Origin of the sequence: Sphingobacterium sp. UBA865, assembly GCF_002295765.1 — a bacterium.
Taxonomy (GTDB): Bacteria; Bacteroidota; Bacteroidia; order Sphingobacteriales; family Sphingobacteriaceae; genus Sphingobacterium; species Sphingobacterium multivorum.
On sequence record NZ_DBGB01000029.1, the window covers coordinates 1 to 26,074 of the forward strand.

The 26,074-nt window shown below is 37.9% G+C and carries 24 protein-coding genes; 12 read left to right on the top strand and 12 right to left on the bottom strand.

Annotation, left to right across the window (positions count from 1 at the left end; translation table 11 throughout):
- Nucleotides 1–242 precede the first annotated feature (242 nt).
- The 3 genes from B2O97_RS15540 to B2O97_RS15550 all read right to left on the bottom strand — a co-directional run bounded on the left by B2O97_RS15540 (nt 243) and on the right by B2O97_RS15550 (nt 3,589).
- A complete protein-coding gene (locus B2O97_RS15540) occupies nt 243–1,082 on the bottom strand; it encodes a helix-turn-helix domain-containing protein (protein ID WP_286767658.1) in 840 nt (279 codons plus the stop codon).
- A gap of 31 nt (nt 1,083–1,113) precedes the next feature.
- Entirely contained in the window at nt 1,114–2,343 is a 1,230-nt protein-coding gene (locus B2O97_RS15545; RefSeq protein ID WP_286767659.1) for a hypothetical protein, read from the bottom strand.
- Between the two features lie 376 nt (nt 2,344–2,719).
- On the bottom strand, nt 2,720–3,589 hold the full coding sequence (locus B2O97_RS15550) for an SIR2 family protein (protein WP_286767660.1): 870 nt from the start codon (nt 3,587–3,589) through the stop codon (nt 2,720–2,722).
- 724 nt (nt 3,590–4,313) lie between these two features.
- Here B2O97_RS15550 and B2O97_RS15555 point away from each other — a divergent pair.
- The 3 genes from B2O97_RS15555 to B2O97_RS15565 are packed head-to-tail and all read left to right on the top strand — an operon-like array spanning nt 4,314 to nt 5,644.
- A complete protein-coding gene (locus tag B2O97_RS15555; RefSeq protein WP_070565190.1) occupies nt 4,314–4,808 on the top strand; it encodes an N-acetylmuramoyl-L-alanine amidase in 495 nt (164 codons plus the stop codon).
- A complete protein-coding gene (locus tag B2O97_RS15560) occupies nt 4,795–5,172 on the top strand; it encodes a hypothetical protein (RefSeq protein ID WP_046671699.1) in 378 nt (125 codons plus the stop codon). The genes B2O97_RS15555 and B2O97_RS15560 overlap by 14 nt, the downstream gene beginning before the upstream one ends.
- The gene (locus B2O97_RS15565; RefSeq protein WP_115049766.1) at nt 5,129–5,644 is read left to right on the top strand and encodes a hypothetical protein; all 516 of its coding nucleotides are present in this window, start codon (nt 5,129–5,131) and stop codon (nt 5,642–5,644) included. The genes B2O97_RS15560 and B2O97_RS15565 overlap by 44 nt, the downstream gene beginning before the upstream one ends.
- A gap of 150 nt (nt 5,645–5,794) precedes the next feature.
- On the opposite strand, the gene B2O97_RS15570 is transcribed toward B2O97_RS15565, so the two are convergent.
- Nucleotides 5,795–6,367: a hypothetical protein gene (locus B2O97_RS15570; protein WP_286767661.1), complete on the bottom strand. Its 573-nt coding sequence runs from the start codon at nt 6,365–6,367 to the stop codon at nt 5,795–5,797.
- A 337-nt stretch (nt 6,368–6,704) separates the two neighbouring features.
- Between B2O97_RS15570 and B2O97_RS15575 the strand changes: the two genes are divergently transcribed.
- On the top strand, nt 6,705–7,511 hold the full coding sequence (locus B2O97_RS15575) for a LexA family transcriptional regulator (RefSeq protein ID WP_286767662.1): 807 nt from the start codon (nt 6,705–6,707) through the stop codon (nt 7,509–7,511).
- A 526-nt stretch (nt 7,512–8,037) separates the two neighbouring features.
- Here the strand turns inward: B2O97_RS15575 and B2O97_RS15580 are convergent.
- The 5 genes from B2O97_RS15580 to B2O97_RS15600 all read right to left on the bottom strand — a co-directional run bounded on the left by B2O97_RS15580 (nt 8,038) and on the right by B2O97_RS15600 (nt 12,865).
- A complete protein-coding gene (locus B2O97_RS15580; RefSeq protein ID WP_286767663.1) occupies nt 8,038–8,541 on the bottom strand; it encodes a hypothetical protein in 504 nt (167 codons plus the stop codon).
- Between the two features lie 349 nt (nt 8,542–8,890).
- Nucleotides 8,891–9,388 carry a DUF1772 domain-containing protein gene (locus tag B2O97_RS15585; RefSeq protein ID WP_286767664.1) on the bottom strand — a complete coding sequence of 166 codons (498 nt, stop codon included), beginning with the start codon at nt 9,386–9,388 and terminating at the stop codon, nt 8,891–8,893.
- 199 nt (nt 9,389–9,587) lie between these two features.
- Nucleotides 9,588–10,361, bottom strand: a complete 774-nt coding sequence (locus B2O97_RS15590) for a helix-turn-helix domain-containing protein (RefSeq protein WP_286767665.1) — start codon at nt 10,359–10,361, stop codon at nt 9,588–9,590.
- A gap of 347 nt (nt 10,362–10,708) precedes the next feature.
- A complete protein-coding gene (locus B2O97_RS15595) occupies nt 10,709–11,830 on the bottom strand; it encodes an NAD(P)-binding domain-containing protein (RefSeq protein ID WP_286767666.1) in 1,122 nt (373 codons plus the stop codon).
- Between the two features lie 12 nt (nt 11,831–11,842).
- Nucleotides 11,843–12,865: an LLM class flavin-dependent oxidoreductase gene (locus B2O97_RS15600; protein WP_115049776.1), complete on the bottom strand. Its 1,023-nt coding sequence runs from the start codon at nt 12,863–12,865 to the stop codon at nt 11,843–11,845.
- A 181-nt stretch (nt 12,866–13,046) separates the two neighbouring features.
- Here B2O97_RS15600 and B2O97_RS15605 point away from each other — a divergent pair, with 181 nt between their 5' ends.
- Complete coding sequence (locus B2O97_RS15605; protein ID WP_286767667.1) at nt 13,047–13,643, top strand: HD domain-containing protein; 597 nt, start codon at nt 13,047–13,049, stop codon at nt 13,641–13,643.
- A 71-nt stretch (nt 13,644–13,714) separates the two neighbouring features.
- Here B2O97_RS15605 and B2O97_RS15610 read toward each other — a convergent pair whose 3' ends face one another.
- A complete protein-coding gene (locus B2O97_RS15610; RefSeq protein ID WP_286752512.1) occupies nt 13,715–16,174 on the bottom strand; it encodes a bifunctional YncE family protein/alkaline phosphatase family protein in 2,460 nt (819 codons plus the stop codon).
- A 321-nt stretch (nt 16,175–16,495) separates the two neighbouring features.
- On the opposite strand from B2O97_RS15610, the gene B2O97_RS15615 reads away from it, so the two are divergent.
- The 4 genes from B2O97_RS15615 to B2O97_RS15630 all read left to right on the top strand — a co-directional run bounded on the left by B2O97_RS15615 (nt 16,496) and on the right by B2O97_RS15630 (nt 18,466).
- Complete coding sequence (locus tag B2O97_RS15615; protein ID WP_070565216.1) at nt 16,496–16,711, top strand: hypothetical protein; 216 nt, start codon at nt 16,496–16,498, stop codon at nt 16,709–16,711.
- Nucleotides 16,712–16,925: 214 nt separating this feature from the next.
- A complete protein-coding gene (locus B2O97_RS15620) occupies nt 16,926–17,054 on the top strand; it encodes a hypothetical protein (protein ID WP_256602545.1) in 129 nt (42 codons plus the stop codon).
- 157 nt (nt 17,055–17,211) lie between these two features.
- Nucleotides 17,212–17,433, top strand: a complete 222-nt coding sequence (locus tag B2O97_RS15625; protein ID WP_070565219.1) for a methyltransferase type 11 — start codon at nt 17,212–17,214, stop codon at nt 17,431–17,433.
- A gap of 100 nt (nt 17,434–17,533) precedes the next feature.
- Nucleotides 17,534–18,466, top strand: a complete 933-nt coding sequence (locus B2O97_RS15630; protein WP_286767668.1) for an alpha/beta hydrolase — start codon at nt 17,534–17,536, stop codon at nt 18,464–18,466.
- A 22-nt stretch (nt 18,467–18,488) separates the two neighbouring features.
- Here B2O97_RS15630 and B2O97_RS15635 read toward each other — a convergent pair whose 3' ends face one another.
- A complete protein-coding gene (locus B2O97_RS15635) occupies nt 18,489–19,025 on the bottom strand; it encodes a GNAT family N-acetyltransferase (RefSeq protein WP_286767669.1) in 537 nt (178 codons plus the stop codon).
- Nucleotides 19,026–19,204: 179 nt separating this feature from the next.
- On the bottom strand, nt 19,205–20,371 hold the full coding sequence (locus B2O97_RS15640; RefSeq protein ID WP_286767670.1) for an FN3 domain-containing metallophosphoesterase family protein: 1,167 nt from the start codon (nt 20,369–20,371) through the stop codon (nt 19,205–19,207).
- Nucleotides 20,372–20,610: 239 nt separating this feature from the next.
- Between B2O97_RS15640 and B2O97_RS15645 the strand changes: the two genes are divergently transcribed.
- Genes B2O97_RS15645 through B2O97_RS15655 form a run of 3 tightly spaced genes read left to right on the top strand, consistent with a single transcriptional unit; the run spans nt 20,611 to nt 26,067 of the window.
- Nucleotides 20,611–23,748: a SusC/RagA family TonB-linked outer membrane protein gene (locus tag B2O97_RS15645; protein ID WP_112373579.1), complete on the top strand. Its 3,138-nt coding sequence runs from the start codon at nt 20,611–20,613 to the stop codon at nt 23,746–23,748.
- 4 nt (nt 23,749–23,752) lie between these two features.
- Nucleotides 23,753–25,366, top strand: a complete 1,614-nt coding sequence (locus tag B2O97_RS15650) for a RagB/SusD family nutrient uptake outer membrane protein (protein ID WP_286767671.1) — start codon at nt 23,753–23,755, stop codon at nt 25,364–25,366.
- 17 nt (nt 25,367–25,383) lie between these two features.
- Nucleotides 25,384–26,067, top strand: coding sequence for a hypothetical protein (locus B2O97_RS15655; RefSeq protein WP_070565225.1), 684 nt, complete (start codon nt 25,384–25,386; stop codon nt 26,065–26,067).
- Nucleotides 26,068–26,074: the final 7 nt, after the last annotated feature.

The following is a 26,074-nucleotide window of genomic DNA, read 5'->3' on the forward strand; positions in this document are numbered from 1 at the left end:
CAATATGCTCCAGTATATCCACTTTGTTGCTGTACCGTCCCATCGGGTTTGCTGTATTGATAAGTCACTTTTTTTAAAGTGTACCAGTTGTCTGATAGAATTTCAGTTTTTACAATTTTAATATCTTTTATTGCCATTTTTAGCGCGTTAAAGTCAAAAGATAAAAATAGGAATTGCAATCCAAACTAAGCAGGAAAAACTAAAAGAAGCCTTGATGAATTTATACGAAGTATTGATGAACCTCAGTGCGTTCTAAATTGTTTTGGATTCAGACCTGTGTGTTGTTTGAAGAAATTAGAGAAGTAAGGGGAGTCAAAGAAACCAAGTTTGAACGAAATTTCTTTGATAGATAAGTCGGTTGCTTTTAACAATCGTTTTGCTTCCAAGATAGTTCGTTGTTGAATGAGCTGGCTCGGAGATACTTCGAGCTTCTGGCGACATATTTTAGTAAGGTGTGGGGTGGAAATATTAAGTTGTTTCGCATAGAAAGATACCGACTTCTCACGCTGAAAATGGATGTCAATTAACTCTTGCAACTTTAAAAGACGTGGATTGGAGTCATTATTTTGTTCATTTTGTACTATTTTCTGTACCTCTTTGCTTAATATCGATGCGACGACAGCTGTGCGAGAGTAGATAATTGCAGGAACGCAATTGTGATCCTCAAGTTCTTTTCTTATTGCATTAAATTCATAATAAAGCAGAGCAAATGTTTCGCTAGAGAGTGAGATAACAGGAGTACGTTGATAGTAAGCAAATGAAAAATGGAAATTGGGCGAAAATTTCTCGAAGTGTTCCCTATCGACCATCAATTGGAAACCAGTTGTATTGGCCCCTAATTTCCAACTATGAACTTGCTTTGGAAACAGGATATGGATTTGATGACGATCAATATGGTAATCTTTAAAATCAATCGTATGAACACCTTCTGCCTGGTCAAAAAGTACCAATAAAAAAAAATGATGCTGGTGTGGACGCGCTATATGATGTTCACCACGTAATTCCGAGTATAAATATCCTTGATTACCCGCAAGCTGGTCTTTTCTAAATTCTTGAATATCTATTGTTGGAAATAACTCCATCGAAACGATTTTGAACCTAAATATAACTATTTTATTTTAAACCATCTTCCAATACCTGTTTGCTGATGATAAATTCACGATAACCAAAGGCTCCGGATTTATAACCAATTACAGCACCAAATTCAATGTTTTTTGAGGAAGATGTCTTTGGAAATACAGAAGAGCGGTATACATTGGCCGCAGCTAAAGGTTTTTCGAATACACGAAAGTGTATACCATCCTTTGAATAGGCGAGATAATTCATATCTGAGGTAAACCGATCTACGTTTCCAATTGCCAGACATAAAAAATAATATCCATCAATATAGGAACCTTGCAGATGCCAAGTCGAATATCCCTTGTTGAATTCTAGCCAAGGTTTGTTCATAAATTCAACTTTTTTACTGTCGCGATATGCTGTAAAATCTAATCCATTTGTAGAAATACGCGATAGGATATTCGTCATAATTGGTGCTTTGTAGCTTGGCATGAAATCCACTTCGTAACTCGTCGTTAGGTTTGTCGAATTTCTCACAAATGTTGGTGAAAGGATGTGGTTATCTTGGAAAGACGTTGGTTCATTACTATTATACACGAGTTCCAGCGGTGTCCAGTCAACCCCATTTTTTGATGTCTGCCTTACAATAACACGTTCAGCTTCTTCATTTAATTTTTTATTGTTGTTTGCGCTTTTGGCACCCCATTTTTTTAAAATTTTGCTTGAGAAAAAGCAACCTCTATAATATAGTTCGAATTCCTCACCGTTGAAATTCCAGTCTACATCGGACCAATAACCTTGATTGGGGCTACCATCTTTTTGGATGAAAGAATCTTCTAGTGCCGGACGTCGTTGAATAGGATTTATTAATCCTGCCGGAGTGATCCATTCTTTTCCATCATTAGAAACTACCACAGTCGGATTTTCATAGAGTGAGGCGGTACGATCTGACCCTATTATGCCAAAATATGGCGTAAATACCATCCAATATTTGTATCCTTTAAAACCGGCAGGGAAATATTCAACATCTGGGTGGCAATAACTCGCACTATTGCCAGAGATATCGCGTATCCAGCCTGGCAACTCTTCGCCAGGTTGGTTTGCATTGGCAGTTGTATTAATTTTTATTGAACTGAGGTCAGTTGTGAAACCTGTAGGTATGGGTAATTTATCTTTTTCAATGACTTCTGGATCCGGTGGTACAATTCCTGGATGAATATCTCTTTTACAACCAATAAATAACAAAAAGCCTAAAAAGAAATAGGTAATTCTCTTAAATGACATATAGATCAATAAAAATAAAATATAAATAATAATCCCTTACGGTATGACTTTTCCTGTTAATCTTAGCTAAATGATAGCAAAAATGATTTATTTTTTTTATTTCTCAAAATCGATTTAATAAAATACTTTTATATGTTATAAATATTTGGTTTTCTGATTTATAAGTGTCTTTTTGACTTGTGTTGATGAAATAAACTAATGGATGATGTGCCTAAGGAACTTTCTGTTCAGATTTTCGACGATTCAGCAAACTTTCAATGCTTAATATAAATTTGTTTTGTTTGGTAACGCGAAATTTTTTTCTATTAGTGACATGATAACAAGCTAGAAATCTATAAATTGCTTTGAGGTTCAACTTAATATTTTGCTGGATAACCTATATTTTTTTGATGCTGGCGAGGACTTTCTTGTAGTATTTCGTTTTATCGGTTTCGTCAATAACAACAATTTCAACATCGTTTGCTTGAAGTAATTGCATTTTATCTTTGGAGAGCGCGTACCATTTTTTTGTTGTATAATAGAAGAGTTTATTTTCAATAAAGGTACTTCGTCTATAAAACTTATTTCTGGCGCGGTAGGTTAGCAACCACCAAAGGTCTATTTCTACAAAATCAAGCGATAGGCCTAGGATATGGATATCCTTTGTAAAAAATAAATCAATCCATGATTGGAGTTTAGTATCTTTTTTTCGACTTAATCTTTTAATTAATGCAGCCTTGTAGACTGTTTGCGAATTATAATTTGTCCCATTAACGACATAATCCCTCATTTTTTGCAATTGACCACAGTAATGTTCATAACCGAGGTTAATGGAAGAGGGATTTAGGCAGTCGCCGTGGATGTGCCAATAGTTCGTGTTGCCGATTTGGTGTTTACGAAATACACTGTAGGTTGTTTCACGGATAAGGCCAGCATTTGCTGTTGCGGTTTCTCCTTCTAAACTGAATTCATAGTTAGTTGTGATGATATTTTCGATCGAGAGATCCCGAATTAATTGGTGGATTTCATTTTGATTGATTTGAGAGACACAATCCGATATATAGCTTTTAAGTTCTCTTTCATTAATATGCTTTTCTCGAATTGCGTTAAGGAATATTTCCTCATACAACATAGGGAACGGTTTTTGTCCATTTTCCAATGAGCTAACTTTATACTTTTCTTTGATGTTGTGTAGCAAATCACTCCAGCTTATCCCTGGTGAAATATTATTAATGTCGTTCCCGACTAATAAAGCAAACTTGTTCATTGTATTGTAAATCAAGATTTACGTCTGTAAAGTTAAATGAAGATGTCAATCGATCGCATCTTTTGATATAACATTTAATCGATTGAATTTAGATTTCTTCCATACGAATTTAATAAAAAATCGAAGGATTTTGTACATGACCACAGCGACGAAAGCGTTCTTAATCTCATTATATACCGCATGGAAACAATGTGATGTAAATTGAAACTTCTGTAAAAAATGGCTACGTCATTGCGATGGACGGATCAGTCAAATATGTTGGTTTATTCGTCAAAAAAGGCTAGGCGAACCAACTTCCTAGCCTTCACGGTATAACTTATCCTATGCTATAACAAACAAATAACAAAGGAATACAGGAAATGTTTGATGTCTCTTCAAGGATGGTCTGTTGTGATATGGCTTGACAATGATATCACGGTCTTGGCAACATATTCCCATAAATTATAGTAGTATTTTGTTGTGTTATTCTCGCTTTTGAGAGTGCTATGAAGAGCAAGTCCTGTTAAGCTCGCTTTTGGTGTATACGTACATCGATGAAAATTTTGCACAATATTCGGTATCTGTAACCTACCGCTTACATCCAGCTAATAGTGCGCTTCACTGCGCAGGATCACGCTTAACTTTGTATAAAATAGAAGCTAAATAACTCTAATAAAGTGTGTTTTCCTTCTCTCAATACAAGTTTTTTAGTGTAAGACAGATTAATTCATAAAAAAATCGTGATATGGAAATTAAAGAAAACAAACTTATCGGTGTTTCTTATAGAGAAACACCAAACAAAGGTGGGATTATTAAACCCGTTTATATTATTATGCATTACGACGGTGCGTCCAATGCTACAAGTGCAATTGATTGGATGACCGATTCCCGGAGCAAGGTTTCCGCTCATCTTCATATTAGTCGTGATGGTATCATAACGCAATTGGCGCTTTTTAATACAAAATGTTGGCATGCAGGCCTTAGTACTTGGGCCGGTCAAAAAAATTTGAATAACTGTAGCATTGGAATCGAATTGCAAAATAAAGGGATGGAGAGTTACACTGAAAAGCAGATCAATGCGGCGATAGCAGTATGTAAAGCAATTATCCGTACTTATCCGATTCGAGAGATTTTAGGGCATTCGGATATTGCACCTGAAAGAAAGGAGGATCCAGGGGTACAATTTCCCTGGGAAAAATTTAAACCGTTAACAAAAGGAAATTATAATGGAATTACTTGAGATTTTAGAGAAATTGATTATCCCTGTAGCGACAGCTGTAGGGGGGTATCTTGTTGGAAGGCCTAAGCAGCAAGCCGAGGTGGAGGCGACAAATGTTGAGAATGCCGGAAAGGTAATTGAAAAATGGGAAGGCTATGCCAATAGGTTAGAGAAAGATATTGAGCATTTACGGACGATCATTGAAGATCTTAATGAAGGGTTACATTTGGCAAATGACGAACGTATGTCTTGTGCTAAGACTTTAGCGGATTTGCAGGTAAAATATGATGATCTTATGAAACTTTATAATAGGCTACAGATTGAATTAAAGCGCGTTAAAAATGAAAAATACACTACAGATAATCGCAATGCTGCTACTGGTTAGCAGCTGCGGTTTGTTTAAAAAGGTTGAGAAAACCAATGCATCACAAGAGTTTGGCATCAAAGAAAAAAATACAGAGTCTGCTACTATAGCACAGAAGACAGGACATATACAAGTTGTTGGATTAGCTAAAGAGGCTTTGGTAACAGATGAATATGTGATGCAAGTTGAAGGTGAGGGGATTCAGATTATGCAGGATGGCGTTGTTCAGCTACATAAGGGGAAAGTCTATGCGAAAAAGGAACATTATTCTGAAAAGCTGCAGCTTGAAAGAAGGTTAAATACCAATTGGAAAGATCACAAAGCAAAAAGTAGTCAGCAAATTGAAACGAAAACGGAGCTAACTAAAGAACAATCAAAAGAGGTTGCAAAACCAGCAGTGTCAAGTCTTCTTTATTTTTTAATGGGGTGCAGTATATTGGTCGGCTTGATTATTTGGTGGATAAATAAACGTAAGTTGATTAGAATTTGGTAGTTACCCATTAAAAAGATCGTTACCATTATATTTTAATAAAATTCAGTAAATAACACGAAATAGTCCTTGAGTATAAAATTCAAGGACTATTTTGTAGAGCTGGATACAGTTGCTGAATGAGCAGAGCTGCTGTGATTGTATAAAATAATATTAATCCCCATCGAAATGCCGGTCAATAAGGTAATAATTGGCAATCTGTTTAATCTCTTTTTTGAAATCACGATAGAGGTCAAATTGATTGCAAGCGCAGATGATAGATTTCTGTAATGTGTCATTGTTTATTTTTAAGTAAGGACCAAGTTCCTTGTATATGCTACTTCTTACTTTTGTTTTCAGATTATTTAATTTTTCCGGCTGAAAGATACGTAGAACAACGGCGATAGCTTTGTAACGATGCTGTATGTCCTTGTAATTGATATATTCTCCCATAATCTGCTGAGAAGGAATACCCACAAATTGACAATAACAGTCAATTACTTGGCTGATTTTGGAAAGATCTGATTCATAGATCTTATCGATGGATTTTAGTATCTCGGGATGATTTTCTTTTAAGAAACTCATGATGAATGAATAATATAATGTGTTCATACGTTGTGAACGATTTTTGTCGGTTACTATACTGCTTTCCTCTTTTCGTAAAATATTGCTGGTTTTTTGTAGTTGATAATAATCCACTGTGTATACAGTGGGCTGTCTGAGATGTTGTGACATGAGCTGTTCCATTTTCTTTTATCTTTAAGTATGAACTGATTTTTGTCTCGCAAATTGCAAATCCAACGAATAGCTGATCTGCTTACTACCCGGCTTATCTATTCTAGGGGTCTATATTTTTTTATTGTTTAACAAAGTTAAACAAATTTGTTAATCTTGCAAGTTTATTAAAACCTAATTTTTACTTTTTATATGAAATTGTAAACTTATTTGTTTAACTGTAATATATTGATAATTAGGTTCTTATTGTTTTATTTTGATTGTCTATTTGTTTAGGTTTAATAAGTTGTGTAACTTAGTGTCAGATTGTTATATATTTGTGTAACATTTGTTAAATACCCGATCGACTATGGAAACTTATCCAAATAATAACTTTGAAGTTTTACGCTTGGAGATGCGCGTTACTAACCGTGAATTCGCGTCTTTACTAGGGGTACGCGAGCAGGTGTACTCGCGTATTAAAAAAGGAGAGTATCCTATTGGACTTACGATGAAAACACGTATTCAAGCGGCTTTTCCTCATGTTCAGTATGACTGGTTGCTGTATGGAAAAGGTGAAAGAATGGAGGTAGCTCCTTTAGTGCAACCCGACACGATCGCCATGCTTAGTATTGGTAATGGTAAGTCAATAGGATATTTTTCGGAGGACGTCAAGTTTATTGACGAAAATAAGAATAATATATTTTTTGAAGTTTCCCCAGGACGATATTTGATGCAGACAAAACTTGTCACAGAGAAAGCTAAAGCCGGGTATCTTTCTGGCTTTTCTGATGCTGAATATATGGACGATTTACCGGCACATTTTATTACAGTCACTGAGTTTCATAAAGGTGCCTATCGTTCTTTTGAAGTTAGTGGTGATAGTATGACCGATGGAACAGACGCAAGTGTATTGGATGGCGATATTGTGACGGGACGTTTGATTAAAAGAGAGTTATGGCAATCAAAATTTCATACCCACAAATATCGGTATTGGGTTGTTGTACATAAATATGAAGGAGTTATTATTAAAGAAATTGCTCATCATGATGTCAATAACGGAATTCTTACCCTTCGTTCGCTAAATGCTGATAAAACAAGGTACCCAGATTTTGAGGTAAGTTTGGATGATGTTGACCAAATTTTTAATGTTGTAGATATCAGCCGTTCGCTTTAGGAATAGCCTAGCTCAGATTAATTTCGTTTTGACAGTTCATCTTTTCGCACCAAAGTTAATAGGTGGACCTTTTTGTTTCAGCTATATGTGCGATAAATTAACCCAATCACACGCTGTTAAGCTGAAAGTTCTCGGTATTAAGTCTCTAGGGTTATACTAAAAAATATAGAAATAAAAACTAATTATATTAGTTTTTATTTCTATATTTGGCTATAAATTGAACGTATGCGGACATGTTGTTGCTTGCTGTCTTGGCGCTCTTAGTATATATTTAACGTTAAGAAGGCTGATAACGTGACGAGAATATTGGTTGCTCATTATTCAGGCATGTCCGTGGCGTTCAATTGAAATAATAGGTACATGTGCTTAGGTTATCAGAACGGGGTTGAGGCATTTTCGAATAAACCAACTATTTACTGAGTTGTACCTATGGACTTGCCATTTACTAATCATCATATGTTTATTTTTGAAGCCAGGTGTTGAAATCTGGCTTTTTTATTTCTTATGCAATCAATTGTTGTCAGTTTTAATCTTTTACAAAGCTTACATCAGTTATTTTATAGGAAAAATTATCTTTTTCCCGTTCATTTTCAGGTTTTTCCATCTCATTGTAGTGTACTGTTCCCGTCATCTTGAATGTTGTATGAGAATCTAGGTTGATTTTTTCTCCCTTATCGTCAAATACATAAAAGTTCTTAAGCGTATAATTTTTCTGGTCTTCGGGAATTTCAAATAAAACATTGTTTTTTTCTGTCCCTACAGGTAATATAACGCTGAATGCAGTGAATTTTTCAGAACTAAATGCATGGGATTTAACTACGAAATTCATGGCCATAGTTTTTGATTTTCCTGATGAGAATGTAAAAGAAGGCGCATCAAATTCACCTGTTAACGTGATGGTTTTGTTTTGATTGTCATAGTTTGATTCGATCGCTTTTACCGTATCGACAGAACTGCCATTGCAAGATGTGAACAACACGATGCCGGAACATACCAACAGTGATGTTGAAATTAAGTGTTTTGGTTTCATGGGAAAAATTTCATTAATTGTAAAGACTATTTTTATTGATAGACAACTTCTGCTTATTTATGTTTTGGTACTCTATCGAAGATTTTTTGGAATCTTCGATATACCTGCCTTCATGCTGATTTACACTCACATTCAATAACATCCGTCGATTAATTTTTATAAAAGTAAGGTATTGAGGAAGAGGTTTTAGCACTTGATTTAAATTCGGGGGGAATGGATTTAAATTCGCATACATTGGACTTTTTTTCGTCTAAAAGAGGTCGGTAAATAATAGCAAGTTTTTTTCGGTGGAAATGCCAGTAAACGGGCTATATGGTATTTGATCCTAAACTATTACCTCATATTATGATCAATTTCTTGCTTTAAAAAATACCAAGTTAATAATTAAACAAGTGAGTGTAAGTAAAGAGCAGCAAGTTCGGATGTTATTCCAAAATACCCAGGGTTTTTCAAAGGCATCACGTGCAAGTCTTAAAGATTTTTCTGGAGATATAGATAGGTCGATCGAGGCAAATTGATTGTTCAAGGGGACATTTTGTGTGCCTGTGACTACAAATACACCAATGATATAGCTTAGGCATGCTACTAGTATTAGATAAAATTTTGGTGACGATAGATCAAAAAATAATATTGTAGCCATCAATAATAAAATTGGGGCGCCCAGAAAACAGCAGTAAAAAGCTGAGTTTAGTATTTCTTTATTAATATTTTGCATGGCGGTCAGATAGGCTTTATCGTTGAGTTTATGTAGCCCCAAATTGACCGAAAAGGTATACGAAAAAAATAAGCCTGATATGATAGCCGAAAATATTGTTGCCAGCGCTAAAATGATGTCTTGTAATTTCATGTCTATATTTTTTTGATGTATCATGTTTTGCTGAACTCAATTGTCTAAGCGTTCTGATTTATCAAAGCATTGTTTTCTTATCGTAAATTTTTCGAAGGAGTTGAGGCTAAAAAAATACACACTTTCGTTGCACTCGACCTTAGACAATACAAAAGTTATGATAATCAGGGAGTCAATATAGAATAAAAACGACAGTAATCTATTTTTTGTTAAATGACTCTGGAGTTGTGCCTGTGAAAGTCTTAAAGACACGAATAAAATGCGATTGGTCGGAAAATCCATTTTCATAAACAATTTCCGTTATCTTTCGGAAGTCTTTGCTATTGAGCTGTTTAAAAGCGGCCTGAAATTGTACCATTTTAGCGAATTGTTTAGCGGATATTCCAGTTTCCTTGAAAAACCTTCTTTCAAAAGTTCGGATGTTCAATGCTTCTCTTTTTGCAATTTCTTTAATAATGATTTGGCCCTGGTTTTCGATGATTTCAAGGATTGCTCGCTGAATCGAAAAATCAAGTTTATTTTTCTTGCTATCGAAAAAGCTGAGAAGAGATTGTATCAATAGTTGGATGCTGTTTTCAGTGCTTGAAGATGAGGATAATGTGCCGGTAAGTTGGTGGAAGGTTGTATTTGAAGGAGTATCTAGATCATAACAGTCGTCGTTTATGCTTTCGGGCGAGATGCCCCAAAATGTCCGTAATACAAATGGGTAAAATTGAAAAACGATAATCTGAAAAGGCCCTGTTACATCGATTGAAATCGGTTTTATTGTCTGACCATAGAGAAAAATCGTCGGCATCTTTTTATCATGAGGCTTGATTGTAAAATCACCATAGCATCGTTGAAACAATAAACCAGGGTAACCATCAGCATAAAAAGGTAAGTTTACGCAATCATTCTTCTGACTTTCAAACACTAGGATCGCCTTTACGAATAATGCAATGGATGTATCTGGACTGATAATCTGAGGCTTCATTTATAAATTGTTTGGCTTTGCTTTACGACTTTTTATAATTTTAAATATACAGAAATATGAAATAAGAATATATGGATAATCGTTGGATTTCGATTAGTGGATTTACTGTGACCCGTAGTGTTTAAAGTATATGTCGTTGATTCAACTTATTTGAAATAGTAGAGCGGTTTTTTTCTTCTCACCTGAAATAATTGTGCATGTTCCAGTAATTTAACATAATTATTTTGCCAATAATTGGCAATCCAATTTGAATCCAATGAAGGGTTGTAATGACTCAGGTCACTTTTTAAAACGACCGAATCCACTGCTTTGACTTTTTATTATTGTACTCAAAATTGAAACTACCATTATAGTTGGCTCCCACTAAATTTATTTGTGTTCAGGTCGGCAGCTGAAAGCGTTTTTAGAAGTTCTCTAGCTGCGGCGCTACCTGCACGGTTTGCACCGATTGTCGATGCTGATGGACCATAACCCACGAGGTGAATTCTTGGTTCTTTAGCGACCATGGTCGCTAGTCTGCCTGCCATTTGAATGCCACCCTGTTTTTCTTTTGGTAGCACTGCGTCTAGATGGCTCAATGAACTTTTAAAGCCTGTATTCCAAAGTATAACATCTGCTTGTTGTTCTGTTCCATTGGCCCATTTGATCCCCTTTTCTGTTATTTCTTGAAACATTGGAAAACGTTGAAGGACACCCCGTTTTTCCATCTCCTGGATTTCTGTAGAATAGGGGAGGCCCGTAACGGAAACGACAGACAAAGGTGAAAGCCCCAATCGTACACGTTCCTCTACCATAGCAACCGCATTATGCCCGGCCATGTCATCAAATGGCCCCTCTCTGAATAAAGGCGGTCGTCGTGTTATCCAGGTTGTCGTTGTAACCTGGGAAATTTGGTCCAATAGCTGAATGGCAGAAATACCGGCTCCAACAACAATAACATGTTTGCCACGAAAATACTCTGCAGTTTTAAAATCCTTTGTGTGGAGTTGCTCGCCCCGAAATAATTCTGCACCTGGATAGGTAGGAATATAGGGGTTTTCCCATGTTCCAGTGGCGTTGATAATACCGAGTGCTGAGAAAAGAGTTTCTGCCGTATCGATATGAAAGCGATCTTGGTACATGTAGACTTTTTCTACTTTAGCTGGTCGATATACTTGAAGTCCAAATTTTTCTTCATAAAGTTTAAAATAATGGGGAACAGCGGTGTTGGCTTGAACTTCCGCCCCTTTTGTTGATAAAGTCTCCTCAAACGACATGCCGGGCAAATCGTATATTTTATTGACTGTACTTAAGGTAAGGGAGTCCCAGCGAAATTGCCAGGCTCCTCCTGGTGCAGAGGCTTCATCCAGGATGATAAAATCCGGCCCGATTTTAAGTCCGAGCTTCTTCAAATGATAAGCAGCAGAAAGTCCAGCCTGACCCGCACCAATGACTGCAATTTTTGTTTTGTAGCGAATGTTCTTTATCATACGAAAGAGGAGTTAACGCCAACCAAGTTCGGGAGCTACGTGTTCCAAAATGGCTGAAAGAATGTGGACATTGTAGTCGACCCCTAGCGTATTTGGAATGGTCAATAATAGCGTGTCTGCTTCCTGTATTGCTTCATCTTGCGCTAATTCTTTCACGAGTTGATCTGGTTCTGCGGCATAACTTCGCCCAAAAATCGTCCGCTTGTCCGATTCGATTATCCCAATTTTATCTGTTTTGTCCGCCTCTTGCCCGAAGTAATAACGATCTAAATCATCGACCAGAGCGAATATGGATCGACTGACTGAAACGCGGGGTTCACCAGGGTGCCCTGCTGCTTTCCAGGCCTCTTTGTATAAACGTATTTGTTCGGCCTGCTGAATATGAAAAGGTTTGCCATTTTCATCATATTTCAAAGTGGAACTTTGCAGGTGCATTCTGTTTTGAGCAGCCCATACAGCCGTGGCGTTCGATGCTGCTCCCCACCAGATACGATCACGTAACCCTTCCGAATGGGGTTCGAGCCTCAGCAGACCGGGCGGGTTTGGAAACATTGGATAGGGATTTGGTTCAGCGAAACCAATTCCTTTAAGTTTTTCTAAAAATTCCAATGCTTTTTGCCTTCCCATATCAGCATCTGTTTCGCCCTCGTTGATATTGTAACCAAAGTGACGCCAACCATCTATTACTTGTTCAGGCGATCCTCTGCTGATGCCGAGCTGCAATCTGCCCCCGGAGATTAGATCTGCAGCTCCAGCGTCTTCCACCATATAAAGGGGGTTTTCATAGCGCATATCAATGACACCGGTGCCGATCTCAATTTTTGAGGTTTTGGCTCCAATGGCCGATAATAAAGGAAAGGGAGATGCTAGCTGATTCGCAAAATGGTGTACACGGAAATATGCACCATCTATGCCTATTTCTTCAGCAGCTACTGCTAGATCTATGGATTGCAATAAAGTATCGCTTGCGGTCTGCGTACTATATGCGGGATGCTTGGACCAATGGCCAAAAGATAAAAAGCCTATTTTTTTCATAAATCACAATGGGATTTGATGTCAATCAAATTTAATAAATGTTGCGATTATATCGGTAGTTTGGATTGTCCGATGGGTGTCAATAATATATGGTTTGAATGAATTTGCCAAATGACAAGTAGGCTGTGGCTCAAAAAGAGTAATTTTATGTATTATTCAATTGTATAAGTGATTCAGAGTGATGCTTTCAGACAAATTATTACAACAGATCGAGTTTATTAAGGAGATCGACAAGATTAAATATATCCAGCGCAGGACAAAACTTTTCAATAGTGACCGTCCCGAAAATGACGCTGAACACAGTTGGCATCTTGCCCTAATGGCTATTGTGCTTTTAGAACATGCAAATCAATCAGTGGATTTATTGAAGGTAGTCAAAATGGTATTGATACATGATATCGTCGAAATCGATGCAGGTGATACTTTTATCTATGATACAGGAAAAAACCATACCAATACAAGTGCGGAGCGTTTGGCAGCTCAGCGGATTTTTGGAATTTTGCCTGGGCAGCAAGCAGAGGAACTCATTGCGATCTGGGAAGAATTTGAAGCTGGTCAAACGCCGGAAGCACAGTTCGCACGAGCGATGGATCGATTGGAGCCAATTTTACAGAATAGTTCCAATGATGGTGGAACCTGGAATGAACCTGGTGTAAATTATGAAAAGGTTTATGAAAAAAAATCTGTCATTAAGGATGGCTCAGCAGTATTGTGGGAATATGCAGAAAAATTGATTGATGCTGGAGTTGCTCGGGGGATTCTGAAAAAAGGAGAGTAGGTAGGGTACTCATCAATGGCCAGCAGTAATCCCGATACTATTGCTGACCATTGTGGTTTTATAAATATACATTAATCGTCATCATCCTCTTTTTGTTCGCTTACCTTTAGGAAGGCGGCTCTTTTTGGAGCTGGAGCAGATTCACCTTTAAGTCCCTGCCATAGAATTTCATTGAATACCAAATCAGGTACCGCGTCTTCTTTCGACCAATCATATTTGTCACTCCATACAGCTAGTTTCCCTTTACTTGGATTGCGCTCATTGAGATCTACATTTGCGTCGACATGATCAAATGGAGTATAATCGGGGTTATTGCTAAACGATCGCCACATGGGTGTTGCAGCAGCGTCGTATTGCGTCATTGGTTTCATCCCTAAAATCAGCTCTATCGTTCTAATCATCCCTGAGGTTGAATACATGGTGTGATCTACAGATCTTCTTTTTACATAAGGGCTAATCAAATAGGCAGGACTACGGTGTGCATCCACATGGTCAGGACCATTCTGGGCATCATCTTCCAGTATAAAGATCGCAGATTCTTTCCAGATTGGACTCTTGCTGATATGGTCAACAAACATCCCAACAGCGAGGTCATTGTCCGCTACATGAGCATAAGGGGACTTTTTGCCGGCACGCATCCCTTCCGTATGGTCGTTGCTGATTCGAATGGTTGTCAATTGGGGCATTTCTCCTTTTTGGATGAGTTGATCAAAATCAGCTTTCCATTGTCTTATACGTGTGGTGTCGGCAACACTCAGGTCATAACTTGTATATCCAGTGGCAACATGCCCTTCCAAAGATTTTACGTTGGGTTTTCCTTTATCTGCGAATTCACCATAGGTGCGATAAGATACCTGATGTCGCTTGGCATTATCCCAAATAAATCCGCCTTTATTGTTGGCTATTTCTCGTTCCCCTTCTCCTCCATAAGTGCCGCCGCGACCGCCATAGCTTGATGGCCAGGTTTTCTCCAGATAGTCGGTGGCATAAGCACCCATACTCCAATTGTGCCCATCCGCACTAACTTCCGCATCGACATAGAAATTGTCTAGAAGTGCAAATTCATTGACAATTTTGTGTTGATTAGGCGTGATTTTTTCGCCGAATAAACAAAGTGAAGCGTCTCCATTTCCTTGTTTAACATCACCTAGAACTTGATCGTAGGTACGATTTTCTTTGATGACATAAAATACGTATTTGATCGGAGAGGGGGCTCCAACTTTCATTGGAATAGGGTTGCCGGCTTCACCCTCTGTTTGCAGCTCTTTTTCTTTCGAATAGGGCGTATTCCGGTATACCGCACGAGAATATAGGGCGAGTTCTTCTGGTTTAGGATCAGGTATAAAGCTTAACGTTCCCCTAAAAAGACCAGCAATATATTGTATCTCTTTTGGTTTGTTGAGGTCGCCTGCATGACGATCGACTTTTTCCTTTTGGTCTGTCGGATTGGGACCTTTTGGATTAGCTTTGGATGATAAGCCTTTACCATTTGTAACCAGAATTGTTTTATCGACTACTTTTACATTCGTTGGATACCAGCCCACTGGAATAAATCCTTTCGAAATAGATCTCCCAGGCTTGCTTACGTCGAATACTGCTAAACAATTGTTGTCTGCATTGGCTATGTAAAGGGTTTTACCATCTGTGGACAAAGCAACACCATTGCTGGTCGATCCACTTGGAGCATTAGGATACAATGCTGCATTCAATGTTTCTACGACTGCTCCTGTTTTAGTATCGATTATGGATACCGAGTTGTCATTTGCGTTGGCGACAAAAAGCCATTTACCATTTTTACTAAACGTAATTTCATTTGGGTGGCTACCCACAGGGATCTCTTTGGTTATCTTATTTTGTGTAACATCCCATACTAAAATCTTTTCTCCGCCCCAGACGCTGATATAGAGTTGTTTTGCATCAGGTGTTAGCTGGCAGGTATACCCCTCAGCTCCCAAATCATAAGTTGCTTTCGTTGCTTTGGTTTTTAAGTCGATGACATATAGTTTTTTATCTTCTCTGGTGACAGTATATAATTGTTGTTTGTTTTTATCATCTACAGCCAATCCGGCTATTCCTATTTTATTGGGCCATGGCTTGCCAAGAACAATAGAATCTTTGGATGCAATTTTTCCACCGTTGATTTTATAGATCCTGATCATGTTATCATGTCCCCCAGAAGTATACAGTGTATTATCATCGCTCGAAAAAGCCAATCCATACCAAGATTTTGGTATAGCAATACTATCGATTTTTCGTTGTGAAGCGAGATCGATAAGATCTATTGTTTGTGTACTTTGTCCATTGTTGCTGACAGCTGCAAGCTTTTTATGATGACTGATAACTAAGTTCAGCGGTAAATCTCCGAGCTCTATCTGTTTCCCAACAGGGGTTAGTGTCCAGCCATTTGGTAGTCCAACTTTATTGCTTTCCAAAATTGAACTAATCCTATTTTGTATATTGTTTTGACTGAATGTGAGTTGTGAGGTTGCAAACATACACGTTGTCAAAATAAATGTTCCTATTCTTTTCATGGGACATATTTACGAAATTGAGTAGTCAGACTAAATAGGAAGCTTCAAAATTAAAGAAAACTTAATATTGGACCGCGAACTTAGTGTAGGTGATGACGCGCTGTTTTTTAGTATGGTCAAGGGCCTCTGAAAATCTGTAATACAGGACTGATCAGAAAATTTTGCACGGAATACTCTTTGTAATCGTTTATAACAAGGGGTGATCGGTTAATAGGTAAAACTCTGTTGTTTACCGATGAAAATTGTTTTTTCACCGAAAAATTATGGTGTTTTACAGTTTGTTTTTTGAAATTGGGCGGATAAACTATTCAATCTTTATTTATGATACACTTCTTTAATTCATTAGCAATTTTAACTATAGTAGGATTGGTAAGCCTCTCTACCAATGTGAAAACTAAAGATTCCCAGGCCAATATTGGAGACACGATGGTAGAATATAAATCTTCAATCAATGGCACTGTAAAGCCTAATACCTTACACAGTATGCGGCAAGATAAGATTCATTTATATACCGACTGCAAAGATTCCATTTTATAACATGAACTTTCTTATTTGAAGCTGCTGTTTTTATTTTTGAAAAATATAATTTTTAAATTACTTTTTTGTTATATAGATTAATTTCGTATATTGAGTTATAGTGAAAAATCCAAAGGGTATGTTACGGCATCTGTTCATTTGTGTAGAGCTCTAGCGTAATTTCTAGCTTTGGGAAGCCTATATTTTTAAATTGATTATTCTTAAATAGCTTGTTATGAAAAAGAAAAGTTCGTCGTGGTTTTTTTATGCCATTATTGCTATTGTCATTTGCGTATTTCTATTATTGAATCTACCAGAACTTATTCAGGGATTTATGAACGGTTACAATTCAGTTATTAAATAGCAACTCGATGTTCACCGTTTAATTTCCCATATTTACCGATTTTTTTACTGTCTTTATCTAAATTTTGTAGCTGTTGCACGCCCCGTATTGTAGTTTAGAATGAGTAAACGGAATAGGACTAATACCGTATTTCTTGAATGGAACTTAATCAGATCTAATGAAACGAGTCGAAATATTTAAAACCAATGTTTATCGAATGAAAGATGCACAGCAAATTGTTGCAACTCTTGTCAGCCTGTTTTCATCTTATAAAATTAACTTCGATCTTGAAGATGAAGAACGTATTCTAAGAATTGAATCTTCGCAATTGGAAATTGAGACCAACAGCATTGTTAGAAAGATGTTTGAGTGGGGTTATCGTTGCGAAAGAATCATTTAATCATTCATGAAAAATAAAAAGCTAACTATTATATTAATTTTCGTTGTAAATTGCGCTGGTAATTTGTTGAACAAAACTGTTGGCAGTCCCTAAGGATGTTATGTCTAATAGTCAAGTATTTCAATATAAGATTACTCAAAAAAACATTGTTGGTAAGCGTAATATATCGGATATGATAGGCAATAGCATGCTCATTTTTTTAATGCTCTTTATTCTTAATACAGACTGTTTTGCACAAAATGGAACACCGTTAACGATAGGCACAACAGAGATATTGCATTCAAAAGTTTTGGCTGAAGACAGAATGATCAACATTCATCTTCCCGACAATTATAACCCCAATGATTCTGTTCGCTATCCAGTGGTATATGTTCTTGATGGTAGTATGGATGAAGATTTCTTCCATATTGCAGGTATTGTACGTTTTAGTACACAACCCTGGATCGACAGATTTCCTCAAAGCATTGTTGTTGGAATAGGAGGAAACACACGAAGAAGAGATTTTACCTTTCCTGTTGAAAATACAGATTTTATAGAAAAGGAAGGCTTTCAAAAAGCTAGTTTTCCTTCTTATGGCGGTTCTGAAAAATATAGGGCATTCTTAAAAAATGAATTGATTCCTTACCTAAGTGGCAATTATAAATCGAACGGAAAACAGACGTTAATCGGAGAATCACTAGCTGGACTTTTTTCCGTAGAAATATTACTGAAACAACCTGAACTATTTGATGATTATATTATTATCAGTCCAAGTTTGTGGTGGGGAGAAGTGTCTTTATCGAAGAATGCGGAGAAGTTTCTGCAAACTAATTTGAAAAAAAATATAAAGGTTTACCTCGGTATCCCCAACAAGGAAGAAGACATAAGAATGTATGATGAGGCTATAGCGTTATCTGAGATTCTTAAACGAAATAATAAGACTCATTTTGTATTTGATTACATACCTGATGAATTGCATTCAACAGTAATACATCAAGCTGTCTACAATGCTTTTAAGAAACTGTATCCAAAAACTGTCTATTCAAAGGAGTAGTCTGGCTATACGGTGTTTAATTTCATTTTACACTTAGCTGTACTTCGTTGTTCCACTCTTCTTCCAAAACTGACATGAATAGTTTATCGTGAAATTGATTGTCTCTAAAACAGGCTTCACGCATTCTCCCTTCGAGTTTAAAGCCTGCATTTTGATAGGCTTTTATTGCAGCATAATTTGGTTCCGATACAGTGAGCATAATCCTGTGGAGCCCTAGTTCCTCAAATCCCATACCGAGGATTAATCTAGTGACTTCTGAACCTATCCCTTTTCCCCACTCTTGACGATCTCCTATAAAGATAAAATACTCGCCCGATCTATTTGCTTTGGAAATATTGCAAATGCCGGCATAGCCTATCAATCTATTTGAGTCGTTGAGGAAAATTCCCCGGTTAAAATTAGTTAAGTCATTGATAACCGAATGAAACCAATGGTCGATTTGATCCTTTGTGTGCAATGACTGAAAAAGTGAAAGCGAATATTTAATAGACATATCATCATTGATCCATTCATAAAATGGTGAGATATCGTTAAGAGAAAGTGGTTTTAAGTTGATCATTATTTAATACTTTGTGTATCTGAAATTGTTATATCAATCCTCTAATTAATGATTAGGTTTCCTGCATTATACCACAATTAATAGAATTTTAATAAAATAAATAAAGGATATAGTGCCCTAATTTCGTTTCACCAGCTATGAATTTGTCTGCTGTTCTCATTAGCGATAAGCAATATCGCTTATTTTAACGGTTTGATGACCACCTGATCGACCATTTTTCCTTGCTGGTCGAGAATTCTAAAAATTCCTTTTTCATCATTTAAATCCACGCGTAGCACATTATTGTTGGAGTTCACAATAATTGGAAATTGTACGCTATTTGTTGCTTCCTTGATAATGTGTTTGTGTAAATGACCCGAGAGCATGATCTGTGCCCCTGCTTTGTTGAGGATAGGAACAAATTTCTCCAAAATCTCCTGTTCCCCGTGCCAGCCACCAAAAGGGGGCATATGGCAGATTACGATCTTATATTTAGCATCTTTAAATGACGGGTTCTCAACTGCTTGAGCTAACCAGGCCGCTTGTTCGCTTCTATAGTTATCCATGTCTACAATACCGCTATATTCAATGTCGGTATCGGGCTTGTCTTCACCGCAATCTAAGACGATAAAACCGGTATTCCCATGCTTAAATTGGTAATATAGTTTACCTGTTGGTGTTGGGAAATATTTGGGATATTCAATGGCAAAAGGTCCACGTGTTTCATGATTGCCTCTTGCATAAAACATTGGTTTTTCACTGGCGAACTTTTTAATGGCGGTATCCATGAACCCCTCATACAGTTGTGTTTCACTGAGTAGATTACTAACCATATCACCGTTGAATACCACAAAGTCACTTGTCTTTAGATTGCCGATATCCAGTAGCTTATCGAGTACCTCATTGCGCTCATGAATATCATTGACAACTGTAAAATGGGTGGAGCTGGCATGGCCAAAGGTTTGGAAAAATAAGGGAGCCTTTTGATAAACATCACTGGCTACTACTTTTCCATATTGTACATTGACGCCAACATGTTTGAGGACTTCTTGACTATACACACGATATCTATAGCGTGTTCCAGGTTTTAGGTTGTTCAATGTAACTTGATGCAACGTACCTACTTTTTTGAAGCCATAGGCAGCCGCATAATATTTTGGTCTTTCCTTAAAGTAAAAGTGACTGGAGTCATCTGGGGCCAGCTCAACCCAGCCAGTAGCAGGCTTGTCTGTCGTCCAAATAATGGAAACAGATTGCTCTGTTAATCCTTGAATGAAAGGTAAGTGATTTATTCTGATCGCATCCTGACCAACTGCCATAAAACAATTGAAGAACAACAATAGGATGATGCATTTTAGTTTAGTCATTGTATTACCTGGGTCTATAATTGATTTTGGAACCTAAATCGGTTTTTTCTTGCGCTAAAGATATAAAATTGTGTGAACAAGCTATGGATTGAAATGTAACAGTCTTGCTAGACTAAAAGATGTCTCGTTTTGTTTTTTGCTAAAAAAGTGCTGTAAACAGGTAATAATTAAGAAAATGTGACCTGTGTTTGGCACTTATATTTGGAATAACCTAAGTAAGAGCACCTAATCAAACACAAATGAAAAAGATAGTTTTATTTTTATCTGTGTTTCTAACTTCACTAATTGCACTGGGCCAGCAGATCACGGGAACCGTACGTGATAAAAATGGTAAACAATTGGCCGGAGTAACTTTGAGAAACACGAGTACTTCCAACAGTACACAGACCGATGATCAGGGGAATTTTAAGATTTCAGGTAAATCCGGAGATATCTTAGAGACAAGTTTTATCGGATACGAGCGGGCTCGTCAACCCATTCCCGAGGCAGGCAAAATGACCTTTACCCTGGTCGAAACATTGAGTATTCTAGATGAAGCCGTAGTGATCGGTTACCAGAGTACCTCCCGCAAAAAAGCGACCGCTGCGATTTCAAGTATTTCGGGTAAAGATCTGGAAAATCTTCCGGCAGCCAGTTTTGATATGTTGCTTCAGGGAAGATTGGCCGGCGTCAACGTTCAGAATTTTTCTGGCGCTCCAGGTGCTTCGCCGACATTGGCTGTTCGTGGTACATCGGCCGTTAGCCTGAATTACTCCAATGACGATTATTACAATGTCATTAGTAATCCACTCTATGTTATTGACGGAGTTCCGCAGCCAACGGAACAATTTGTAGGCCCGAATACAGGAACAGGAACAAATTATCTAGCAGGTCTGAATCCGAATGATATCGAATCTGTGGATGTGCTCCGAGATGCTTCTGCCGCCGCAATTTATGGTTCTAGGGCAGCAAATGGGGTGATCATGATCACGACGAAAAAAGGGCGTAACGGAGATCCGCGTTTTATGTTAACCGGATATGGTGGTCTAACGCAACGGCCCGAACTCCGTGAAGTGACACTCGGAAGAACCGAGCGTGAGCAGAAGATGAGGATACTAAAGAATCAGCTTTCTTCCAACGATTTCAGAAATCTGCCCTTTATGCTTACCGATTCGTTGAACCCTGCATTCAATGGGAATACAGATTGGCAGGATCTATTCTACCAAAAAGGAAAGATTAAGAGTGCAGATCTTTCTGTTAGCGGCGGGTCAGCGATTAGTTCATATCGTTTTAGTGGGAACTATTACGATGAGGCGGGAATCATTAAAGCAACCGGATTTAAACGCTATACTGGAAGGCTCAATTTGTCCAGTAAGGCAATCAATGAACGTTTAACGATCAATCCCATTGTGGCCTATTCGTATAATAAGCGAGCGCGAGGAAGCGGGAGTGACGTGAGCCCAATTGCCTTGAGTGCCGGTAGTATGCCATCATCACTTTTTAATCTTTCAGATGCAAAAAAAACTTACCTTTTGGGTACCTATAATAGTAGTCTTGATAACAATGAATCTTCTAATCTGAATACCAATCTAAATCTGATTTTCAATATTGCACCAGGATTAACTTTTACTTCCCAATCCGCCTATATCAAAGATATGGCCAATAGGGCTTATAATAGGCCATCAGCTTTGATGAGCGGTGCCGGTAATTATTCGTCAGCTTATTCTTATGAGAATAGCCAAGTCAGGATATCGAACTTTTTAACTTATATCAAACAGTTTGGAAAACACTCTTTAAATGTACTACTGGGTCAGGAAGCGGAAAAAAATAAAATGCAAAATGTATCCGCATGGGGTAGTCAGGGGGTATCGGATCAGATCCAAGTGGTTACAGGATTTCTGCAAAATAACATCGGTGCCAACTCCGATTTGCAAAAGTGGTCACAGCTGTCCTATCTCGGTCGCTTTTCCTATGATTTTGATAGTAAATACCTGTTTTCAGGGGCTGTCCGTGCGGATGGATCGTCCCGATTTGGAGAAAACAACAAATGGGGATATTTTCCGTCCGCATCTGTCGGCTGGATTTTAACTGAAGAAGATTTTCTGAAAAACAATCCTATATTCACCTTACTTAAAATTAGAGGAAGTTATGGATTGACCGGATCTCTCCCTAAAAGTAACTATTTGCAGTATAATCTCTATAATGTCAATAATGGGGGGTATCAGGGTAATTCCGGAGCAACTTCCTATAATGGCCAAGTGGCTATTACACCAAACTTTAATAATGGCGTTGCCCAAAAAAATCTCAGCTGGGAGCGCAATAGGCAATGGAATTTAGGTGTCGATATGGAATTGTACAAGGGACGTTTTACAGCTATGGTAGATGTATTTAATAAGGAAAACTATGATGGGCTATTTGACGTCATGCTTCCCGTCACGTCCGGATACGATTACGCCAAAACAAATTCGGTAGGAATCCGCAATTCAGGTGTCGATATTCAATTGTCTGTTGATATGTTCCCACGTAGCTCCACATTGAGCTGGCGGTCCAATTTAAATATTTCCTATGTCAAGAATCGGATCATGAATCTGCCAAATGGCGGCCGCGATATGGTCATGGATGGCGATCGATTTGATAAATCTCATATCCTCTCGGTGGGCAGCCCGATCAATGCATTTTATCTCTATAAAACTCTGGGGGTTTTCTCGACCCTGGACGATATTCCGGTCAATCCATATACAGGCGAACGCTATCGAAATTCCAATGGAACATTCAATCCCGGAGATTTTTATTTTGAAGATATAGATGGCGATTATTTTGTAGACGTATTTAATAGTGGTATTAATCCAGATAAAAGGGCGATTGGAGATCCTAATTTTAAGTGGACCGGAGGCTGGAATAACGTCTTTAGTTATAAAGACTTTTCGCTTACTTTGTTTTTTACCTACGGTTTTGGGAGGGATGTACTGAATCTTTTTGAATCAGATCAATTCAGTAACTCCACTTCGGGCGATGCGACTTCAAATTTTGCTTACTATTCGATACGGGATCTGGACAAACTCAATATCTGGAAACAGCCCGGCGACAAGGCCGAATACGCAAAATATGATATCGGCACCTATCGTTACTATTACACCTCTGCGCAGACTTTCTTTTTAGAAAATGGTTCCTATATGCGATTTAAGAACCTGATTTTTTCTTACAACCTCCCTGAACGGATCAGCAAGAAATGGAGTATTTCCAAAGTGAGATTCTTTGGTATAGTGGATAATGTTGCCCGTTGGCAAAAATCAAAAAAATTGCCGGATGCCGAGGCTGTAAACCCATATGGAGAGTATAACGGTGGTGGTTATCCGATTCCAAGAAAATATACATTAGGATTTGAACTAACTTTTTAAGACGATGAAAAGATTTTTTTTAAACTATAGACTAGCGGTGCTATTGATGCTGGTTTTCTTGCTAGGGTCATGTAAAAAGTTTTTGGTGGAAGAACCCGTCAATTCGACTTTCGCGGGCGCATATTGGAAAAGCTCAGGGGATTTACGGAGTGCTATGGCAGGTAACTATGCTTTGGTACGGGATGTGATGAATTCGGGTAACTGGAATCCGAGTCCACGATACTTTATGTATGGCGATGCAATTGCCAAGAATTATTTTACAATCCAATATAATGGTGATGGACTCGAAGGGATCCAAAATGGAGATTTTACATTTCAATACAATGTAGAGAATTTTGGAGATTGGACCAAGTACTATAAAGCGATTACGATGAGCAATATCATTATTAATCGAGTTCCTAAGGTGGCGGACGATTTACTGACCGATGTGACCAATCCAACGAAGTTCAAAAATGAGATGCTTGGAGAGGCTTATTTTTTACGGGCGTTCACTTATTTTATGATGCTACGCGTGTGGGGAGACGTGCCCGTGGTAACGGAAGAATACGACGGCCCTATTTCTGCTCCAGAATTAGCACGGAGTACCAAAAAAGAGGTTATGGCGCAGATCGAGAAGGATGCACTGCAGGCACATGAATTGTTGCCTTGGCAATATTCACTTGTTGGGAACGCCAAAGTCACAGCCAATAAAGGCGCGGTGAATGCATTGTTAGCTCATTTCTACCTTTGGAAGGCAACAATGAGTGATGTCAATTCAAACCAACCTGATCTCGAAACGGTAGACAAAGCAGATAAAGCCATCGATGAAATCTTAAATAATGGTATGTATTCATTGACCGACACATCTAATTATTATAAGACTTTCGAAGGACTTTCGAGTGAAGGTATTTTTGAAATTGCAATGAGTGAAAATACACGCGAAGGAACCAATCAACATATTGCCAATATGTTTTTGAGAACTGCGCAGCTGGCAACTTCTGGAACAAATTCGAGGTGTTATGTCAATGCAGATTATCTGACAAATCATTTTTATAAAATAGACCAGGTTTGGGACTGGTATTGGAATACAAGTTTGCAGCAGTGGGAGTGGAAGGCGATGCCTTCACAGGTCTTCGACGATAGTGATATTCGTTGTAGACGTAATTTTACCGATCTAAACAGTGATAAACCTACTTGCGTAAAATATCAAAGTGTTGTCTACCGTAATCCCTCACAAAAGCAAGATGCTTATGTTAGCAATAATCTGATTGTCTTTAGGTTAGCGGATATGCGCTTGTTGAAAGCCGAAATTGCACTTTATAGAAATCAAGTTTCCAAAGCAATAGACATCATCAATGAATTTAGAAAAAGGAATGGCGCCGATGAATCTGCCTTCGTGGATAATACATCGAGTAAAGACGATGTCATGTACGAATATATTATTGAAAGAGGAAAAGAACTTTATCTCGAAGGGCATATTTTTTATGATCTATTGCGAACAAGGCAATACAGCAATTTTGTTCCATGGCTCTCGGAGTCCCGCTTCCGTCAGGAAGGATTCTATTGGCCAATTAATCCAGCCCTATTCAAAAATAATAACAAGTTGACACAGACCTCATACTGGAGAGGAAAGGTTTAAGCACTAAAAAAAGAATTATGAAAAAGATAACAGGATTGTTTGCGTCAATATTAATTTTTCTTTTCGCATGTAAGAAGGATAATTATAAAGTCGATGGTGGAAAGAGCGATGCCAACGTGAACCAGACAACTTATGATTTTTTGAAGCAGCATGGTAGCTTTGATTCGTTGGTTAAGATTATAGACCGTGCCGGTATTAAAGATATTGTGAATTCAGATGTCACGTTCTTTGCAACGAGCGATTATGGCGTACGGGATTATGTAGCCGCCAAAAAACAACAAAGGATCATTGAGGTGGGAAACGAAAATATTCAGTTCGGGATCAATAACATCCCAGTCAAAGAATTACGTGATTCGATGATGATCTACCTATTCGATGGAAAGATCACACGAGAAAATCTCAGCCCTGACAACAAATATTTTGTAAGCAAGCTTGGTGCAATTCCCAATGTCAGGTTCAATATCAAATTGCGCAGAACACGTGACTACAGCGATTATCTGGATTATGTAGATTATCTCAATTTCACAAAGGTGATCGGTACTCTTGATGCTGAGGAACCCGATTATAATGCGATTCCAAAAGATCAACTTGATAAATCCTATGATTGTCAAACCTCGGGAATTAGGACGACGACAGGTGTATTGCATGTATTGCAAAACACACATCGTTTATTTTTTAACGCCGGAAAAATGGCTGATTAGAAACTGA

What these genes read in the sequence shown, in the direction of transcription:
- B2O97_RS15540 (WP_286767658.1), bottom strand. Translation starts at nt 1,082, where the DNA reads ATGGAGTTATTTCCAACAATAGATATTCAAGAATTTAGAAAAGACCAG.
- B2O97_RS15545 (WP_286767659.1), bottom strand. Translation starts at nt 2,343, where the DNA reads ATGTCATTTAAGAGAATTACCTATTTCTTTTTAGGCTTTTTGTTATTT.
- B2O97_RS15550 (WP_286767660.1), bottom strand. Translation starts at nt 3,589, where the DNA reads ATGAACAAGTTTGCTTTATTAGTCGGGAACGACATTAATAATATTTCA.
- B2O97_RS15555 (WP_070565190.1), top strand. Translation starts at nt 4,314, where the DNA reads ATGGAAATTAAAGAAAACAAACTTATCGGTGTTTCTTATAGAGAAACA.
- B2O97_RS15560 (WP_046671699.1), top strand. Translation starts at nt 4,795, where the DNA reads ATGGAATTACTTGAGATTTTAGAGAAATTGATTATCCCTGTAGCGACA.
- B2O97_RS15565 (WP_115049766.1), top strand. Translation starts at nt 5,129, where the DNA reads ATGAAAAATACACTACAGATAATCGCAATGCTGCTACTGGTTAGCAGC.
- B2O97_RS15570 (WP_286767661.1), bottom strand. Translation starts at nt 6,367, where the DNA reads ATGGAACAGCTCATGTCACAACATCTCAGACAGCCCACTGTATACACA.
- B2O97_RS15575 (WP_286767662.1), top strand. Translation starts at nt 6,705, where the DNA reads ATGGAAACTTATCCAAATAATAACTTTGAAGTTTTACGCTTGGAGATG.
- B2O97_RS15580 (WP_286767663.1), bottom strand. Translation starts at nt 8,541, where the DNA reads ATGAAACCAAAACACTTAATTTCAACATCACTGTTGGTATGTTCCGGC.
- B2O97_RS15585 (WP_286767664.1), bottom strand. Translation starts at nt 9,388, where the DNA reads ATGAAATTACAAGACATCATTTTAGCGCTGGCAACAATATTTTCGGCT.
- B2O97_RS15590 (WP_286767665.1), bottom strand. Translation starts at nt 10,361, where the DNA reads ATGAAGCCTCAGATTATCAGTCCAGATACATCCATTGCATTATTCGTA.
- B2O97_RS15595 (WP_286767666.1), bottom strand. Translation starts at nt 11,830, where the DNA reads ATGATAAAGAACATTCGCTACAAAACAAAAATTGCAGTCATTGGTGCG.
- B2O97_RS15600 (WP_115049776.1), bottom strand. Translation starts at nt 12,865, where the DNA reads ATGAAAAAAATAGGCTTTTTATCTTTTGGCCATTGGTCCAAGCATCCC.
- B2O97_RS15605 (WP_286767667.1), top strand. Translation starts at nt 13,047, where the DNA reads ATGCTTTCAGACAAATTATTACAACAGATCGAGTTTATTAAGGAGATC.
- B2O97_RS15610 (WP_286752512.1), bottom strand. Translation starts at nt 16,174, where the DNA reads ATGAAAAGAATAGGAACATTTATTTTGACAACGTGTATGTTTGCAACC.
- B2O97_RS15615 (WP_070565216.1), top strand. Translation starts at nt 16,496, where the DNA reads ATGATACACTTCTTTAATTCATTAGCAATTTTAACTATAGTAGGATTG.
- B2O97_RS15620 (WP_256602545.1), top strand. Translation starts at nt 16,926, where the DNA reads ATGAAAAAGAAAAGTTCGTCGTGGTTTTTTTATGCCATTATTGCTATT.
- B2O97_RS15625 (WP_070565219.1), top strand. Translation starts at nt 17,212, where the DNA reads ATGAAACGAGTCGAAATATTTAAAACCAATGTTTATCGAATGAAAGAT.
- B2O97_RS15630 (WP_286767668.1), top strand. Translation starts at nt 17,534, where the DNA reads ATGTCTAATAGTCAAGTATTTCAATATAAGATTACTCAAAAAAACATT.
- B2O97_RS15635 (WP_286767669.1), bottom strand. Translation starts at nt 19,025, where the DNA reads ATGATCAACTTAAAACCACTTTCTCTTAACGATATCTCACCATTTTAT.
- B2O97_RS15640 (WP_286767670.1), bottom strand. Translation starts at nt 20,371, where the DNA reads ATGACTAAACTAAAATGCATCATCCTATTGTTGTTCTTCAATTGTTTT.
- B2O97_RS15645 (WP_112373579.1), top strand. Translation starts at nt 20,611, where the DNA reads ATGAAAAAGATAGTTTTATTTTTATCTGTGTTTCTAACTTCACTAATT.
- B2O97_RS15650 (WP_286767671.1), top strand. Translation starts at nt 23,753, where the DNA reads ATGAAAAGATTTTTTTTAAACTATAGACTAGCGGTGCTATTGATGCTG.
- B2O97_RS15655 (WP_070565225.1), top strand. Translation starts at nt 25,384, where the DNA reads ATGAAAAAGATAACAGGATTGTTTGCGTCAATATTAATTTTTCTTTTC.